This window comes from Modestobacter sp. I12A-02662 (genome assembly GCF_041028325.1).
Taxonomy (GTDB): domain Bacteria; phylum Actinomycetota; class Actinomycetes; order Mycobacteriales; family Geodermatophilaceae; genus Modestobacter.
The window spans coordinates 25448-41729 of sequence record NZ_JABGDE010000002.1 but is presented as its reverse complement, the minus strand read 5'-3'; the positions used below and the strand labels follow the sequence as shown (position 1 = coordinate 41729).

Annotated in this window: 13 protein-coding genes; 3 read left to right on the top strand and 10 right to left on the bottom strand. The window is 75.7% G+C overall.

All coding sequences use genetic code 11. The features are described 5' to 3' along the window. Positions 1 to 21: 21 nt before the first annotated feature. Positions 22 to 858, bottom strand: a complete 837-nt coding sequence (gene rsmI, locus HL189_RS00570; protein ID WP_369131748.1) for a 16S rRNA (cytidine(1402)-2'-O)-methyltransferase — start codon at positions 856 to 858, stop codon at positions 22 to 24. Positions 859 to 960: 102 nt separating this feature from the next. On the opposite strand from rsmI, the gene HL189_RS00565 reads away from it, so the two are divergent. Next, the gene (locus HL189_RS00565) at positions 961 to 2484 is read left to right on the top strand and encodes a dolichyl-phosphate-mannose--protein mannosyltransferase (RefSeq protein ID WP_369131747.1); all 1524 of its coding nucleotides are present in this window, start codon (positions 961 to 963) and stop codon (positions 2482 to 2484) included. Positions 2485 to 2488: 4 nt separating this feature from the next. On the opposite strand, the gene HL189_RS00560 is transcribed toward HL189_RS00565, so the two are convergent. The 6 genes from HL189_RS00560 to HL189_RS00535 all read right to left on the bottom strand — a co-directional run bounded on the left by HL189_RS00560 (position 2489) and on the right by HL189_RS00535 (position 9364). Next, positions 2489 to 3193 carry a PIG-L deacetylase family protein gene (locus tag HL189_RS00560; RefSeq protein ID WP_369131746.1) on the bottom strand — a complete coding sequence of 235 codons (705 nt, stop codon included), beginning with the start codon at positions 3191 to 3193 and terminating at the stop codon, positions 2489 to 2491. After that, the gene (locus tag HL189_RS00555; RefSeq protein WP_369131745.1) at positions 3183 to 3743 is read right to left on the bottom strand and encodes a hypothetical protein; all 561 of its coding nucleotides are present in this window, start codon (positions 3741 to 3743) and stop codon (positions 3183 to 3185) included. The genes HL189_RS00560 and HL189_RS00555 overlap by 11 nt, the downstream gene beginning before the upstream one ends. A gap of 116 nt (positions 3744 to 3859) precedes the next feature. Beyond that, a complete protein-coding gene (locus HL189_RS00550; protein WP_369131744.1) occupies positions 3860 to 4582 on the bottom strand; it encodes an HAD family hydrolase in 723 nt (240 codons plus the stop codon). After that, complete coding sequence (wecB, locus tag HL189_RS00545; protein ID WP_369131743.1) at positions 4579 to 5727, bottom strand: non-hydrolyzing UDP-N-acetylglucosamine 2-epimerase; 1149 nt, start codon at positions 5725 to 5727, stop codon at positions 4579 to 4581. The genes HL189_RS00550 and wecB overlap by 4 nt, the downstream gene beginning before the upstream one ends. Further along, entirely contained in the window at positions 5724 to 7940 is a 2217-nt protein-coding gene (locus HL189_RS00540) for an ATP-grasp domain-containing protein (RefSeq protein WP_369131742.1), read from the bottom strand. Before HL189_RS00540 ends, wecB begins: the two co-directional genes overlap by 4 nt. Continuing rightward, positions 7937 to 9364 (bottom strand): glycosyltransferase family 2 protein, encoded by a 1428-nt coding sequence (locus HL189_RS00535; RefSeq protein WP_369131741.1) that lies wholly within the window; start codon positions 9362 to 9364, stop codon positions 7937 to 7939. Before HL189_RS00535 ends, HL189_RS00540 begins: the two co-directional genes overlap by 4 nt. 236 nt (positions 9365 to 9600) lie before the next feature. Here HL189_RS00535 and HL189_RS00530 point away from each other — a divergent pair, with 236 nt between their 5' ends. Together HL189_RS00530 and HL189_RS00525 are read left to right on the top strand one after the other, a co-directional pair. Then, complete coding sequence (locus tag HL189_RS00530; protein WP_369131740.1) at positions 9601 to 10386, top strand: enoyl-CoA hydratase/isomerase family protein; 786 nt, start codon at positions 9601 to 9603, stop codon at positions 10384 to 10386. A gap of 106 nt (positions 10387 to 10492) precedes the next feature. Then, on the top strand, positions 10493 to 12154 hold the full coding sequence (locus HL189_RS00525; protein ID WP_369131739.1) for an alpha-amylase family glycosyl hydrolase: 1662 nt from the start codon (positions 10493 to 10495) through the stop codon (positions 12152 to 12154). A 42-nt stretch (positions 12155 to 12196) separates the two neighbouring features. On the opposite strand, the gene HL189_RS00520 is transcribed toward HL189_RS00525, so the two are convergent. The 3 genes from HL189_RS00520 to HL189_RS00510 all read right to left on the bottom strand — a co-directional run bounded on the left by HL189_RS00520 (position 12197) and on the right by HL189_RS00510 (position 16220). Continuing rightward, a complete protein-coding gene (locus HL189_RS00520) occupies positions 12197 to 13243 on the bottom strand; it encodes a fibronectin type III domain-containing protein (RefSeq protein WP_369131738.1) in 1047 nt (348 codons plus the stop codon). A 95-nt stretch (positions 13244 to 13338) separates the two neighbouring features. Then, entirely contained in the window at positions 13339 to 14994 is a 1656-nt protein-coding gene (locus HL189_RS00515) for a diguanylate cyclase (RefSeq protein WP_369131737.1), read from the bottom strand. Beyond that, on the bottom strand, positions 14991 to 16220 hold the full coding sequence (locus HL189_RS00510) for a hypothetical protein (protein ID WP_369131736.1): 1230 nt from the start codon (positions 16218 to 16220) through the stop codon (positions 14991 to 14993). Before HL189_RS00510 ends, HL189_RS00515 begins: the two co-directional genes overlap by 4 nt. Positions 16221 to 16282 lie beyond the last annotated feature (62 nt).

Below are 16282 nucleotides of genomic sequence, written 5' to 3'. Positions count from 1 at the left end.
AGCGCACAACGGCGCACCCCGTCAGGTGGACGGCTTGGCGGCGACGACGGCGTCGTAGACCACCCGGCGCGGCAGGCCGGTCCGCTCCACCACCGCGCGGATGGCGTCCTTGCGGGTGGCCCCGGCCGCCTCCTCCGTGGCCACCTCGGCGGCGAGCTCCGCCGGCCCGAGGGTGACCGGCCCGGGCGTCGCGCCGGCCACGACCAGCGTGATCTCCCCGCGGACGCCCTCGGCCGCCCACGCGGCGAGCTCCGCCAGCGATCCGCGGCGCACCTCCTCGTGGGTCTTGGTGAGCTCCCGGCAGACCGCGGCGGCACGGTCGTCGCCGAAGACGTCGGCGAGGTCGGTGAGCGCGTCGGCCAGCCGGTGCGGCGACTCGAAGAACACCATCGTGCGGCGCTCACCGGCCAGCGAGGCCAGCGCGGTGCGCCGCCCCCTGCGCGGCAGGAAGCCCTCGAAGCAGAAGCGGTCGCAGGGCAGGCCGGACACCGCCAGCGCGGTGACGACGGCGGAGGGCCCGGGCACCGAGGTGACCTCGACACCGGCCTCGATCGCGGCCCGCACCAGCGTGTACCCCGGGTCGGACACCGAGGGCATGCCGGCGTCGGTGAGCAGCAGGACGGTGGACCCCTCGGTCAGCGCGGCGACCAGGCCGGGCAGCCGCTGCTTCTCCACCGACTCGTGGAAGGTCACCACCCGCCCGGTGAAGGTCACCCCGAGGTCGGAGGCCAGCCGGTGCAGCCGCCGGGTGTCCTCGACGGCGAGCACGTCGGCCTCGGCCATCGCCGTCCGCAGCCGGGAGCCCACGTCGCCGGGCTGACCGAGCGGGGCGCCGCCGAGCACGAGTCGTCCGAGCACGCGCCGAGCCTGTCACGCCGGTTCCCGCAGGCACGCCTGCAGGGGCCCGGCGCGGGCCGGCGAGCGCCGGGGGCGGGCGGGCCCGGTCACTACCCTGGCCTCATGGCAGTGCTGGCCCCGGAGCGGCTCGACGAGGCTCCCGGGGACCCCCGGCCGCGCCGGTTCCCGCCGCTGCCGCGCCCCCGCCGGCAGGTCGTCCCGCCGCTGCCGCACGACCGCCTGCTGGCCGCGGTGCTCACCGCGGTGCTCGGCCTGGCCACGTTCATCACCCGGCTCTGGGACCTCGGCTACCCGGCCGACCGGGTGTTCGACGAGGCATACTACCCGCCCGAGGCGCACGAGATCCTCGAGCTCGGCTACGAGTACAACCGCGGCTACACGTTCATCGTCCACCCGCCGCTGGGGAAGATCCTCATCGCGGCCGGGGAGCAGCTGTTCGGCTACAACTCCTTCGGCTGGCGGGTGCCGAGCGCGATCGCCGGCACCCTCGCCGTCGTCGTCCTCGTGCGGCTGGCCCGCCGGCTGACCGGGTCGACCCTGCTCGGCCTGGTCGCGGGCCTGCTGCTGGCGTTGGACGGGTTCTCGTTCAGCCTGGGCCGGATCGGCCTGCTCGACGTCTTCCTGCAGGTCTTCGTGGTCGGCGCGGTCGCCTGCCTGGCGGTCGACCGGGACGTGGTGCGCCGGCGGATCCGGGACGGCGCGGACCGGGTCACCGCCACCGGCTTCTCCCTCGGCCCCCGGGGGTGGCGCCTCGCGGCCGGCGTCCTCTTCGGCTGCGCCGGCGCGGTCAAGTGGAGCGGCGTCTACTTCCTCGCCCTGTTCGCCGTGCTGTCGCTGTGGTGGGACCGGTCGGCGTGGCGGGAGGCCGGGGTGGCCCGGCCGACCGCGGTGGCGCTGCGGCGGGGACTGCCCGGCGCGACGTGGGCGCTCGCCGTGGTCCCGGTGCTCACCTACCTGGCCAGCTTCACCGGCTGGTTCCGCGGCGAGAACGCGCAGGGCCGGCACTGGGCCGCGCTGCACCCGGACACCGCCGTCCCGTGGGTCCCCGACGCGCTCCGGTCGCTGTGGCACATGCACGGCGAGTGGCTGCGCTTCCACAACGGCCTGTCCAGCCCGCACCCCTGGGAGTCCGGCCCGTGGTCGTGGCTGGTCACCGGCCGGCCGATCCTGCTGTGGAACCCGCAGGGGCTCACCGACGCCGACGGCGGCCAGGTGGTCCGGTACATCCTCATGATCGGGACGCCGCCGCTGTGGTTCCTCTTCGTCCCCGCGATGCTCTGGCTGCTGTGGCGGATCGTCGCCCGGCGCGACCCGGCCGCCCTGGTCGCGGCCACCGGCATCGCGGCCGGCTGGCTGACCTGGTTCGTCAACCTCGACCGGACGATGTTCCTGTTCTACATAGCCCCCGCGGTGCCGTTCTTCGTGCTCGCGGTGACCCTGCTGCTGCAGGACGTGATCGGTCCCCGGGAGGCGAGCGCGTTCCGCCGTCAGCTGGGGCTGGCCGCGGTCTGCCTCTACCTCGCCGTCGTCGCGATGACCTTCGTCTTCTTCTACCCGGTGCTGACCGGGCAGCCGCTCTCGCACACCGAGTGGCTGCAGCGGATGTGGTTCCCGTCCTGGTTCTGACCGCTCAGTACAGCGCGACCGACCGGGGTGCGGAGCGCGGTCGCCGGGAGGCGTGCGACAGGTCGTCCACCGGCGGCAGCGGTGCGGGCGCGAGGTCGATGACCATGCGGGTGGGCGAGAACGCCTCCGCGTAGCCGATCCGGGCCTGCGCCCCCCAGTGCCGGGCCGAGGCGACGACGGCGTCGGGCTCGACCATCGCCGACATCTCCACCTGCGAGGCGTGCGCCCGCAGCGCCGCGAGCTTGCCGGACAGGAAGGCCGTGACGTCGACGTACGTGGTGGGGCTGAACGTCAGCGTCGACGGGCTCTGGTAGTGCAGCACCCGCGAGAGCCGGCGGGCGGCCGACAGCGTCGCCGCGGCGACCGCGCGGTGGTCCTGGTGGCTGTCGTCGGGTGCGTGCACGTACACGACCTCCGCGTCGGTCGCCTCGATCGCGCGTTCCACGACCGCGACCGTGGCGGCGTCCGGGGTGACCGTGCAGTCGCGCAGCCCGCCCCACAGCAGCCGGGCACCCAGCGTGCGGGCGGCCTCCTGCTGCTCGGCGCGCCGGCCGACGACCGCGGCGTCGTCCCCGGGGCCGTTCTCGCCGCCGGTCATCACCAGCATGGTCACCGCGTCGCCGGCGGCGGAGTGGGCGAGCAGCGTCGCGCCGCAGCCCAGCTCGACGTCGTCGGGGTGCGCGCCGACCGCCAGGACCCTACGCATCATCGCCACCGTCCCGGACCGGCGCGCCGGCCCCGACCAGCGCCCGCCGGCGGGCGCGTTGGACGGCGATCGCGCCGACCACGCCGGCAGCGGCGAGAGCGACGACCGCTCCGGTGCCGTTGCCGTCCGCCGGCATCTGCACTTCCGGTCCGCAGGAGGGCTGGCTCGACCCGTACGCCCTGACCTCGGAGTCGTACAGCTCCCACTCGACCCGCCTGTCCACGGTCGTGCTGACCGAGAAGACGCCGTGGTGCACCCCCGGCTGGAAGACCTCGGGCACTGGGCCCGACGGGTCGACGTTGTTGTCGTCACCACGCGAGACGGTGACGACCCTGCTGGTCCGGTTGTTGTAGCCGAACACCGCCGTGTAACGGCCGTCCTCCGCGTGGGTGACGCAGGTCAGGAGCGGGATGACCAGGTCGTCGTCGTCGCCGGCCGAGGCAGTGCCCGGGGCGGCGAGGAGCCCCACGACGGCGAGGACCACGACCAGCGCGGCGCGGGCGAGGCGGGCGCGTCCACGCCGCTGCCTCGATGACCTTCTCGGGCCGTCCATCACATGCGTCCTCGACTCCGGGGCGGTGGACCCGCCCGACCCAGACCCCATCGGCACGTCGGACGGGCGGCTCGAGCCCCGGGACCGCGGATCCCCCCGATCGGGGGACCCGTCGGCTACCGGGCGAGGGCCGCGCCCAGCACATCCAGGGCGAGGCAGGCGGCCGCGGGGAAGGAGTCGGTGACCGCCCAGGCGGTCGGCTCGTCGGCAGCGGACGCGTACTCGCCCTGCCGGACGCGGATGGCGCGGGCGCCCACTGCCGCGGCGACGGCGACGTCCTTGCCGGGCCGGTCGCCGATCACCAGCAGCCGGTCGGGTGGCAGGCCGAGCCGAGCTGCGACGGCGAGTATCCCCGTGGGGTGCGGCTTGCGGACCGACCGCCCGCCGAGCGCGTCGGTGACGACGACGACCGGCAGCAGCGGCTCCAGGCCGGTCGCCGCCAGCTTCGCCGCCTGGATCAGCGGGTTCCCGTCGGTGAGGCAGGCCAGCGGCGCCGCGGCGGCGAGCGCGCGCAGCGCGTCCACCACTCCGTCGTACGGCGTCAGCCGGGACGGCGCGTGCGCGGTGAACGCCCCCACCAGCGCGGGCACGTACCGGGGCAGGTCCGGGGCCGCCACCCCCGTGGCGAGCAGGGCGCGGTCGATCGTGCCGCCGGCGTCGGAGCCGGCGGCCAGCTCCTGCCACAGCGCGGCGGTGACGGCGGCGCCGTCCAGCCCGGCGTGCTCCGCCGCCGCGCCGACCGCGGTGGCGGTGGAGCCCAGGTAGTCGGCCTGCGGGTAGAGCGTGTCGTCCAGGTCGACCACGACGCCCAGCGGCGGCGGCCCGGTCCAGCCGGTCACCACGGCAGCCGGCCGTCGGTGAAGTCCGGCTCGTCGAGGGCCAGCAGCGCGTCGGTCCGCTCGTCGGCCAGGACGGCGGCCACCTGGGCCCCGGTCGTGCCGTCGCCGTACGGGCACGGCACCGTAACGGCCCGCTGCTGACCTTCCGCGCCGGTATGCGCGGCGGCCGCGCTCAGCACGGCGGCGGCAGCGCGGTCGTCGGCCAGGCCGGCGAGGGTCGTCGTCCCCGCCTCGACGCCCTCCCAGCGCGGGGTCGAGCCCCGCAGCACCACGACCGGGACGCCGAGGTACGCGGCCTCCTCCTGGATGCCGCCCGAGTCCGTCACCGCCAGGCGTGCCGACGCCAGCGCGGTGAGCAGCTCGTCGTGGTCGACCGGCCCGGTGCGGGTGATGCCCGGGTGGTCGAGCGACCCGGTGAGGCCGGCCGCGGCGAGCCGGGCGGCCGTGCGCGGGTGCACCGGGAAAGTGACCGGGCCGACCTCGTCGGCGAGCGCTCGCACCACGCGGACCAGGCGGGCCAGCCGCACGGGGTCGTCCACGTTGGTGGGCCGGTGGGCGGTGACCAGGACGCCGGCGCGCTGGGCGAGTGGCACCCGCCGGACACCGCGCGCGATGAGGGTGTCGATGGCCGGGTTGCCGACGACGAACACCCGCTCCGCGGCGACGCCCTCCGCGGCGAGGAAGGCCGCGGCCCGCCGGGTGGGCGCGAGGTGCACCTGGGCGGCCGCCGCGGCGACCCGCCTGTTCACCTCCTCCACGCTGCGCGGGTTGAGGCTGCGCAGCCCGGCCTCGAGGTGCGCGAAGGGCCGGCCCGCGGCGCGCGCGGCGAGCGCGTAGGCCGGCACGGTGTTGGTGTCCCCGAGGGCCAGCACGACGTCCGGCGCGAACCGGGCGACCGCCCGGTACGCGTCGGAGTGCAGCGCCCCGCTCCGCTCGGCCGGGTCGGCCGGCAGCGCGAAGCGGTGGTCGGGGGCCAGGCCCAGGGTCGCCTGCAGCCGGGAGCTGAGCGCGGGGTCGGTGTGCTGGCCGGTGTCCACCACGCTCACCCGGTGGCCGGCGCCGCGCAGGGCGGCGACGACAGGGGCGAGCTTGACGACCTCCGGCCGGGTGCCGAAGGGCACGAGCACGTGCCGGGTGCGGCTCACGCCGGAACCACCACCGCCGCGCAGGGGTCGACGACCGGGCTGCCGTCCTCGCTGGCGTACGTCTCGGCGAAGTAGCGGCTCATCGAGACGCCGGGTCGGAACGACAGGTCCGGCGACGGGGCGTCCGGCTCGCGCACGCCGGCGAGGTACGCGCTGACGACGTCCGCGCCGGCCGCTAGCGTCAGCGGCAGGCCTCCGGAGAAGCGGGGGTTGATCTCGACGACGGTCACCGCGCCGTCGTCGCCCACGAAGCCCTGCACGTTCGCCGGCCCGGTGAGCCCGACCGCGGCCAGCGCACCGGCGACGACGTCCACCACCGCCGGGGACTCGAAGGTGCGGCCCCTCACCGAGATCCCGGCCTTGGTCTCCTCCCGCCACCGCGGCACGACCGCGCGCAGCCGGCCGTCCCGGTCGACCAGGGCGTCGGCGGTGAACTCCCGGCCGGGGACTCGGGTCTGGGCGATGAGGTCGGCATCCTCCCGGATTGCGGCGACGACGTCCGCCGGGTCGTCGAGCAGCCGGACGCCGCGGCTGCCCCGGCCGGCCCGGGGCTTGACGATCCAGGGCCCGGGGACGGCGGCGACCTCGTCGGCATGGGCCGCGGTCGCCGGGTGCGGCACCCCGGCGACCGCCATGCGCCGGGCGAAGGCCGCCTTGTCGCAGCACAGGTCCACGGCGGCCAGGTCGGGCAGCCAGGTGGCCACCCCGGCCGCGGCCAGCCGGCCGGCGCCGGCGGTCAGCTGCGGCAGCTCCTCCGCGACCGTGCTGACCAGGGCGTCGGCCCCCCAGGTGGTGGCGGTCCCGATCAAGGCGTCGACGAAGCGCGGGTGGTCCCCGCGGGGCACGGTCACGGAGACGTGCGCCAGGGCTGCACCGGCGGCCGCGGGATCGGCGTCGGCGGCGACCACGCGGTGGCCGAGGGCGACCAGGCGCCGGATCACCGCGACACCGGCGGGCCCGCCTGCCCCCGTCACCAGCACGATCGAGCCGTGACCGCCTCGGTCAGCTGTCGAAGTCGGTAGTGGCGTGGCGGTTCGTGGCTGGGGCAAGGAGGTCATGGGGCGTTCCTGCTGGAGGGACGGGGACACGAGGGGCGTGAGGGTGTGGACCTGTGGTCGGGCGGGCCCTCGTGATGGCGGAGCGGGCACGAGGGGGGCGGCACGGCACAGCAGCACGGGGAGCGTGGCGTCCGACGGGCGGACTGCGTCCGCTGCGGGGTGCTGCAACCACCCGCGAGCCCACAGCCGCAGGGCGGCCACCCGGGGACCGGTCACCGGCTCCCACTGCCGCGCGGCGACGGCCTCGGCCAGGACGTCGAGGACGGACGGGTCGTCGTCGTAGGTCGCGACCGCCACCAGGGAGGCGGCGTGCGCCCCCAGTCCGTCAGCGGCCAGTGCGCGGACCCGGTCGGCCCGTTCAGCCGGGGGCAGGTGACCGATCCGGTAGTCGATGCGCCCGGCCTCCCGGCGCGCGGCCAGCCACCGCGCAACCGGTCGGGGCAGCACGTGGCGGTACATGATCCCTGTGAGGTTCCACCGGCGGGAGATGACCGGCGTCCGGCCCCCCGGCAGCCGGTAGCCCAAGCCCGGGCGGGCCCAGCTGTCGGGACGCCGGGCGGTGTGCCGGCCGGCGACGTCCTGCTCCGCGCGCTCCGCGGTGGGCAGGGTGATGCAGACCATGAGCAGGAAGCCGACGAGGGTGGACGCCAGGTTCCACACCGTCCCCACCCAGTCGTGGAACAGGACGAGGGCCGGCGCGCCCCAGAGGAGGCCGGCCAGGGTCGAGCCGACCAGCCGGAGGTGGTTCAGCGCCAGCAGCGCGGCGACGGCCACGACCAGCCCGGCAATCGCGTGGTGGCGCCGACCTCGCAGGACGGTGACGGTGAGCGCGGTCAGCCCCAGCACCGAGAGGATCGAGGAGCAGGACTCGGTGATCTCGGCCACGATGATCTCGCCCTGCGGTCGGAACACCAGCAGGTGGCGGGGCAGGCTGCCCGACACCGAGTCGACGCCGACGAGGTCGAGCACCTGGGCCACCCAGCGGGCCTCGCTCCGCTGGAGGAACCCGGCGGCGAAGTGGAAGCCGACGGTGCAGATCATCGCCGCCAGCAGCAGGTCGAGCAGCACCGGTACCAGGCGCCGCCCGCTGGAGCGCCGCCGCCTCGGGTACCGATGGCGGCCCTGTGCCGCCAGGTCCGCGGCTGCGCTGATCATGACGCACCGCCTCTCGTCGTCGCGGTGGACACGGCCAGGGGCGCGGGCGCGTCCATCCGGATCGTGGAGGTCGCCCCCGATCGGGCGGTCTTCACCCAGCTGTAGGGGCGCCCGAGCATGCCGTCCAGGTAGGCCCTGGTGGTGATCCAGATGGACAGCGCGAAGGCCGGCAGGAGGCCGATCAGCCGCCAGGCGGCACGCCGCTCCACCCGGCCGATGAGGAGCCCCACCGACAGCTCGGCCAGCGGTCCGATGAACAGCAGCATCGACAGCGGCAGCAGCCCGACGATCGGCAGGTCGCCGATGTCGATCGCGCGCAGCACCGTGAGCAGCAGGCCGATCCCGGCGAGCAGGGGCACGTGGTAGACGAGCAGGAACAGCGTCGTCTCGATCTTCTCCACGAGGGACAGGTACGGCGACCGCATGAGCGGGCGCCAGTAGTCGCGGAAGCACTTCTGGTGGCCGCGGGCCCACCGGTAGCGCTGCGTCCAGAAGCGCCGGGCGGTGACCACCGCCTCCTCGAAGTCGACGGCAGAGAGGTCGTAGCGGACGCGCTGGCCGGTCATGAGCACCCGGAGGGTGAGGTCGGTGTCCTCGGTGACCGTGTGCGGGTTCCACCCACCCAGGCTCCGCAGCGTGGACATGCGCACCGCGCAGTTCGCCCCGCCGTACGCGGGCAGCTCGAACAGCGCCTGCCGGCCGTACTCGTTGACCAGGTAGCCGGAGAGGTAGTCGACGAAGACCGTGCCGGCCAGCTGGGAGTCCCGGCCGTTCCGGATGACGCAGCGGCCCATCACCGCGCCGACGACGGGGTCCCGGAAGTGCCGGACCAGCCGGCGCAACGCTGCGGGCTCCGGCTCGTGGTCGGCGTCGAAGACGACGGCGATGGCGGCGTCGACCAGCTCGAGGGCGTCGTTGAGCGCGCCGGACTTGCCGCCCCCGGAGCCGGGCGGGCGGTGCAGCACCCGCAGCCGCGGGTCGCGCGCGGCCCAGGCGTCCAGCCGGGCACCGGTGCTGTCGTCGGAGCCGTCGTCGACGACGACGAGGGTGAGCCGGTCGGCCGGGTAGTCCAGCGCGAACAGCGCGGTCACCATCCCGTCGACGACGAGCTCCTCGTTCTTGCAGCCGACGAGGACGGCGACCGACGGCGTGTACGTGGTCAGCCCGACGTCGGCGGCGAGCATGTCGCGCTCGGCCCAGCGGGCGGCGGCCACCGCGAAGGCGAGGTGCCGGCAGAAGTAGATGCCGAAGACGACGTTGAGCACACCGGCGACGACGCCGAGCGTGCGGTCGATGCCGAAGCAGAGCGCGACCAGGGCGAACCCGACCGCGTAGGCCACGAGCACCAGCCGCCGCTGTTCCGGTGGTGCGGCGGGCGTGTCCACCGGCTGCGCGTCGTCGACCAGGGCGGTACCGCTGGCCACCACATCCCCTTCCACCGTCGGGACGACCCGGGGTCCGCCGCGCGGACCTCCTCCGGTCGGATCATCGGCACCTGCGGCGGGGAACTGAAGCCCAGGTCGTCCCCCCGGCGACGACCTCGGTGGCGGCGGCCGACGGGGCGCACCGCGGCAGCCCGCCGCGCGCCCGTGACCAGGGAGCCGTCCTGCTCGCGACGCCCTAGCGTGGGGGCCACGCGACTCGCCCCGGGAGGACGACGATGACCAGCCCAGCCCTGGTGACGACTGCGGTCGACGGGGACGTCTGGCGGATCACGCTCGACTCCCCCGCGACCGGCAACGCCCTGGACCTGCCGATGGCCGAGCAGCTGCTGGCCGCGCTCGCCGGCCGCCCGGAGGAGGCCCGCGCGCTGCTGCTGCTCGGCAACGGCCCGCGCTTCTGCGTCGGCGGCAACGTGACCGACCTGGCCGCCTCCGACGACCTGCCGCGGCTGATCGGGCAGCTGGCGCAGCGCTGGCACGAGGTGGTCCGGACGCTGCTCTACACGCCGGTGCCGGTGGTCGCCGGCGTGCACGGCGAGGTGGCCGGTGCGGGCATCGGGCTGCTGGGGGCCTGCGACATCGTCGTCTGCGGCCGGAAGACCAAGCTGCGGCCGGCCTACGGCAGCCTGGGCCTGTCCCCCGACGGCGGCAGCTCCTGGGCGCTGACCCGCGCGCTGGGCGCGCCGCGGGCGCTGGAGCTGCTGCTCACCGACGGCTCGCTGACCGCCGCCGACGCCCACCAGGCCGGCCTGGTGGCGCGATTGGTGGACGACGAGCGGCTGGGCGAGGCGGCGGTGGCCCTGGCCTCCCAGGTCGCCGCCGGGCCGATCCGGGCGATGGTGCGAACCCGCGGCCTGGTCCGCCGGGCGGCGATCCGCACCCTCGAGGATCAGCTGGACGAGGAGGCCCGGCTGATCGAGGAGTCCGCCGCGGACCCGGAGGGCCGGGAGGGCGTGCGCGCCTCCGCCGAGAAGCGCCGGCCGGACTTCCGCCTCGCCACGTGACACGCCGGCGCTGGCCGAGCTCGTGGTCCGGGGACGACGACCGCACCGCCGCGGTCGGCTCGGCCCCTCCCGCACCAGTCCCCGCACCACCCCACGAAGGAGCCCCGTGCCCCCCACCACCTCCGACCGGCCCGCCGACTGGTGGCGCCAGGCGGTCGTCTACCAGGTCTACCCGCGCAGCTTCCGCGACCTGGACGGCGACGGCCTCGGCGACATCGCCGGCGTCACCGAGCGACTCCCCTACCTGCAGCGGCTAGGCGTGGACGCCGTCTGGCTGAGCCCCTTCTACCCGTCGGCGCTGGCCGACGGCGGCTACGACGTCGACGACCACCGCGACGTCGACCCGCGGCTGGGCACCCTGGAGCAGTTCGACGACATGGTCGCCGAGGCACACGGCCGCGGCATCAAGGTCATCGTCGACATCGTCCCGAACCACACCTCGGACCGGCACGCGTGGTTCCAGGAGGCGCTGGCCTCCCCACCCGGCTCACCGGCGCGCGACCGCTACGTGTTCCGGGACGGCACCGGCCCGGACGGCAGCCGGCCGCCGTCGGACTGGATGTCGCACTTCGGCGGCCCGGCCTGGACCCGGGTGCCCGACGGCCAGTGGTACCTGCACCTGTTCGCCCAGGAGCAGCCCGACCTCAACTGGGCCGCCCCGGAGGTGCGGGCGGACTTCCTGGACACGCTGCGCTTCTGGTCCGACCGGGGCGTCGACGGGTTCCGGGTCGACGTCGCGCACGCCCTGGCGAAGGACCTCAGCGAGCCGCTGCGCAACTACGGCGGCGTCCACCCCGACGCGCTGACCGAGCTCCCCATCGACGGCTCGCACCCGCTGTTCGACCGCGACGAGGTGCACGAGATCTTCCGCGAGTGGCGCAAGGTCCTCGACTCCTACGACCCGCCGCGGTCGGCCGTCGCGGAGGCGTGGGTGACCACCAGCCGCCGGGTGCTGTACGCGCGACCGGACGAGCTGGGGCAGGCCTTCAACTTCGAGTTCCTGGTCTCCCCGTGGTCGGCGGAGCAGTTCCGGGTGGAGATCGACGGCGCGCTGTCCGCGGCGGCGGCCGCCGGCGCGTCGGCGACCTGGGTGCTGTCCAACCACGACGTGGTGCGGCACCGGTCGCGGTACGCCCTCCCGGCCGGCACCGACCTGAACGGCTGGCTGCTCAGCGGCGGCACCACCCCCGAGCCGGACGACGAGGTCGGGCTCCGCCGCGCGCGGGCGGCGACGCTGCTCATGCTGGCGCTGCCCGGCTCGGCCTACGTCTACCAGGGCGAGGAGCTGGGCCTGCCGGAGGTCGCGGACCTGGCCCCGGAGGTCCTGCAGGACCCGATCTGGGCCCGCACCGGCCGGGTGGAGAAGGGCCGGGACGGCTGCCGGGTGCCGCTGCCCTGGACCCGGACCGGGCCCTCGTTCGGCTTCGGCGGAGCGCACCCGTGGCTGCCGCAGCCCGCCGGGTTCGGCGAGCTGTCGGCGGAGGCGCAGGACGGCGTCGAGGGCTCCACGCTGGAGCTCTACCGGGCCGCGCTGCGGCTGCGGCGCGAGCTGGGCGGGGACGAGTCGCTGCAGTGGGTCGACGCCGGCCCCACCGCGCTGACCCACGTGCTGCACCTGCGCCGCTCCACCGGCTGGGCGAGCGTCACCAACCTCTCCGCCGCCGACGTGGCGCTGCCGGCGGGCGAGGTCGTGCTGACCAGCGGCCCGCTGGGGGACGGTACGCTGCCGCCGGACACCACCGTCTGGCTGCGCCCCGCCGCGTCCTGACCACCCGGCGGGCGGGCAGGAGCGCCTGCCCGCCCGCCGGCGTCAGCAGGTGGGTGTGGCGGTGACGGTGAGCGCCTCGGACGTCCACCCGCCCCGGTAGGCCCACAGCCGGTAGGTGTACGTGGTGCCGGCGGTCAGCGGTGAGTCGGTGGACGACGTCGTCCCCAGGGGCAGCGACTGCGCGACGGGCGGCGCCGTCCCGGCCTGCCGCTCGATGCGGTACCCCTGAGCCCACGAGCTCGGGGTCGGCGTCCAGGACACCAGCGCCGACGGCGGTGCCGCCGGGCCGCGGCGCAGCGCCACGGTCTGGGCGACGTAGTTGGTGGTCGTTCCGTTCGGCGAGGTGAAGGCGCGCTTCTCGGTCACCCCCGGTCCGGCGAACTGCTCGTCCGTGGCAGTCACCCCCAGTCCTGCCACGTTGTCCTGGCGCCACCGCTCGGTCACCTCGGGGGGCGCGTTGAAGGCCGCGCCGACGACCGTGACGAAGCTCAGGACCATCGTGCCGGCCGACGTCGTGGTCACCTCCTTCGGCCTGACGGTCGTGCTGTTGGCGATGAAGCCGCTGCGGGCGTCCACCGGGTCGGTCGTGCTGACGCCGCTGTAGGCCGCGATGCCACCGGTCAACTGGGCGCCGCTGCCGGCCGGGAAGGCGAACGTCGGGTCCGGCTCCGCAGTGCCGGCCACCTTCACGTAGAGCACCGAGGCCAGGGTGGGCGCGTTGGTGTTGGACAGCACCTGCGACCAACCGGCGGGCGCGGTCAGCGCGGTCTTGGTGCCCGTGTACGCCACCTGCGCGACCAGGACGTCGTTCTGCACGGTCCCGGCCGGGATCCGCAGGGTCAGCGTCTCCGTTCCCACCGCGGTGGTCGCACCGCGGACGGCGATCCCCGGGGCGCTGCAGCTGGGACTCACCGTCAGCGAGCCCGGCGGCTCCAGTCGGTCGGTGGCGAGCGTGTTGCCCGGGTTGCTGGTGGTCGCCGTGAACGCCGCGGACGTCGCATCGAGACCCGACACGCCGGCCAGGAGGACGGCGAGCCCGAGCAGCACGGCGGTCAGCCCGCGGCGTCCCGGATGCGCACCCCGCACCACCGGCGCCCTCCCCTCCGCCCCGCGGAGTTGCCGGGCCCTCCTCCTCCCGTCGGCACGTGACGGGCCGAGGTTGAGCCGAGCGGGCGAGCCGCCGGTCACTCGGGCAGCGCGCCGACCTCGGGCGCGCGCGGCAAGGGCAGTGCGGCGAGCACCTCATCGCCGTCGCCGCCGGACACCGCACCCTTCCGGCCGGCCAGCCGGGCCTGGTCCCGGCCACCCTGCTTGGCCGCGTACAGCGCCTGGTCGGCGGCGGCCAGCAGCTCCGCAACGGTCCCGCCCTGGTCCGGGCGGACGGCGATGCCGAGGCTCGCGGTGATCTGGCGCGGCCCGGGAACGCCGCGCAGCGCAACCCGCACCCGCCGGGCGGCACCGATCACGTCGCGTTCCGTGGCACCGGGGAGCAGCAGCACGAACTCCTCACCGCCGTAGCGGGCGACCAGGTCGCCCTGCCGCGTGCACTGCCTCAACGCGGCGCCGACGGCGCGCAGCACGTCGTCCCCGGCCAGGTGGCCGTAGGTGTCGTTGAGGGCCTTGAACCGGTCCAGGTCGAGGATGACCACGGCCAGCGAGGAGTCGGTGCGGCCCGCCAGGGAAAGCTCGCGGTGGAACGCGGCGTCGAAGGCCCGCCGGTTGGCCACGCCGGTGAGGCCGTCGGTCAGCGCGCTGCGCTGCAGGTGCTCCAGCAGCCTGACGCGGGCCAGCGCCGTGGCGGCGTGGGCCACGGCCTGCTCCACGACGGCGACCCGGCGATGCTCGATCCGGGAGCCGGCCCGCGCGTGGTCCTCGAAGGCCAGGACGCCGCGGCCCTGCCCGTCGATGCCGAACGGCACGGCGACGACGCGCGCCGCGCCGTCCAGGACCTCGTCCACCCACGGATCCGACTCCCGCACGGCCGCGAGCATCGTGCGCCCACGGCCAGACGCCGTCGCCACCAGCGAACCGGGCGCCGGTTCGGCGACCGTGCGCAGCACCTCGGTCGAGCCGCTCTCGCGGACGCGCACGACCAGGCTGACCGGGTCCGCGTCCTCGTCGTCGGCGCGCCGGCAGTACAGGGCCGCGACCGGGGCGTCGGCCGCGTCGACGGTGAAGGCGAGCAGCGCCTCGGCGACCTCCACCCCCGTCCCGGCCTCGTGCAGGGCTGCCGACAGGCGGCGCAGCGCCGCCTCGTCGTAGCGGCGACGGCGGAGCTCGCGCTCGTTGACCGCGGCGAGGACCGCGGTCGTGAGGGCCGTTGCCCACGTCACGACGAGGAAGATCCCGTAGCTCGTCGCGTGGAACTCGAGGCCGGGAGCCCCACCCGGCAGCACGCCGGTGGAGACCGCCTCCAGGACGCTCATCACGACGAGCGAGTGCCAGAAGGCGAGCTTCAGCCCGGTGCGGAACGAACCGAGCAACGTGACGGCCAGGACGTGCACGACGATGACGTGGACCACCGGGCCGGCGATGCCACCGGTCAGGTAGAGGGCCCACCCGAGGTAGACGGCGTCGAGCATGACCGGCACCGTGATGGCCGCGACGGCCCAGCGCCGTCCGCGGCCGGAGAACCGGTGCATCAACAGCCCGACGGCCAGCAGCACCGCGCCGGGCACGAGCAGCGCGGCTGGCGACCGGTCACCACGGTCGCCGGTGACCAGCCAGGCCAGCATCGGCAGCAGGACCACGGCAAGCCGGACGCCGAGCATCCAGCGGAGCCGGTCGGCCAGCGGCACCATCTCCATCGCCTGGGGCGCGCCGGGCAGGGTGTCGCTCATGTGGTCTCCGTCGATGGGGGCTCGGGGAACTCGCGGTACTCGGACAGCTCCTCGCGGACACGCGCGAGGGCCAGCTTGGGGTCGCGCCGGTCGATGCGGCCCTGCAGGAAGAGGAAGCCGGCGACCACGGCCAGCAGGGCCAGCGGGAACTGCCCGTCGTCGGCCACCGCGCCTGCCGTCTTCCGCACCGCCGACGCCGCCTTGACCGCGGCCCCGACGACCGCCTCCGCAACCGCCTGCGCCGTGGCGAGGGGACCGGCCCGGAGGGGCGGGGCCTCGATGACGTCGCTGTCACCGCTGGGCGCCGCGGGTGCCGCCGATGACCCGGGGAGCGTCGGGAGCGCCGGCGCGGACGCTGGTGACGTCGACGGGGCGGTGGCTGTGTCGCTGGTGGAGTAGGGGCTGGTCGGGGGCGGCGCCGTGGCGGCGGTGATCGCGCCGCCGCGCACGTCCGGAACCGACGGCACCGCGTCGGGCTTCGCGTCCCGAGCCGGGAGCGCCGTCGGCGTCGGTGTCGTCGCGGGGGTGGGCGTCAGGGTCGGCGAGGGCTCCGGGACGGGCGACGGCGACGGCGCGGGCTCCGGAACAGGCGACGGCGCCGGTGCGGGGGTCGGCGCCGGTGCGGGGTGCGGCGCCGGTGCGGGGGTCGGCGCCGGCACCGCCTCGGTGAACGACCACCGGAAGGTCGCCGAGGCCGCGAGTCCCTGCGCCCGCGGGTCGTCGAGGACCGCCACGTTGAACCGGTAGACGCTGCGCGGGGTCAGCGCGGGTCGCCATCCGGTCGGGATGCCGGCCGTGCCGGCGGCCGGGAAGTCCGCGAGCGTGCCCGTCCACACCTGGGTGCCGGAGAAGGACGTGCAGTCCCCACCGGGCGGCACGCTGCCTCGCTCCACGGAGACCAGCAGGTACGGAGCCAGGTCGGCGGTCTCCACGACGGTGCTGAGCTGCACCTCCGAGGCGGGGTCCACCGAGCCGCCGGCGGTCAGGCCCACGCAAGCCGTGTCGGCCCGACCAGGCGCCAGCCGGCCGGCCGAGAAGAGCGCGACCCCACCGCCGTCGTCGACCAGGCTGACCGCCGAGGAGACCGAGGTCGTCGTGATGGCCGGGAGCGGCAGCTGTCCTGGGCCGAAGGCGAGCCCGGCCAGCGCCAGGACGACCGGGGCGACCGCGAGGGCCCACCGCGACCGCCGGGCAGGCGGCGGTTCGGTCGCGGGTCCTCGACGCACCGTCCCCTCCTCCCCCATGCCGTCCTCCGGCGTCACTCGGCGTACGCGACGGCCGACGACCG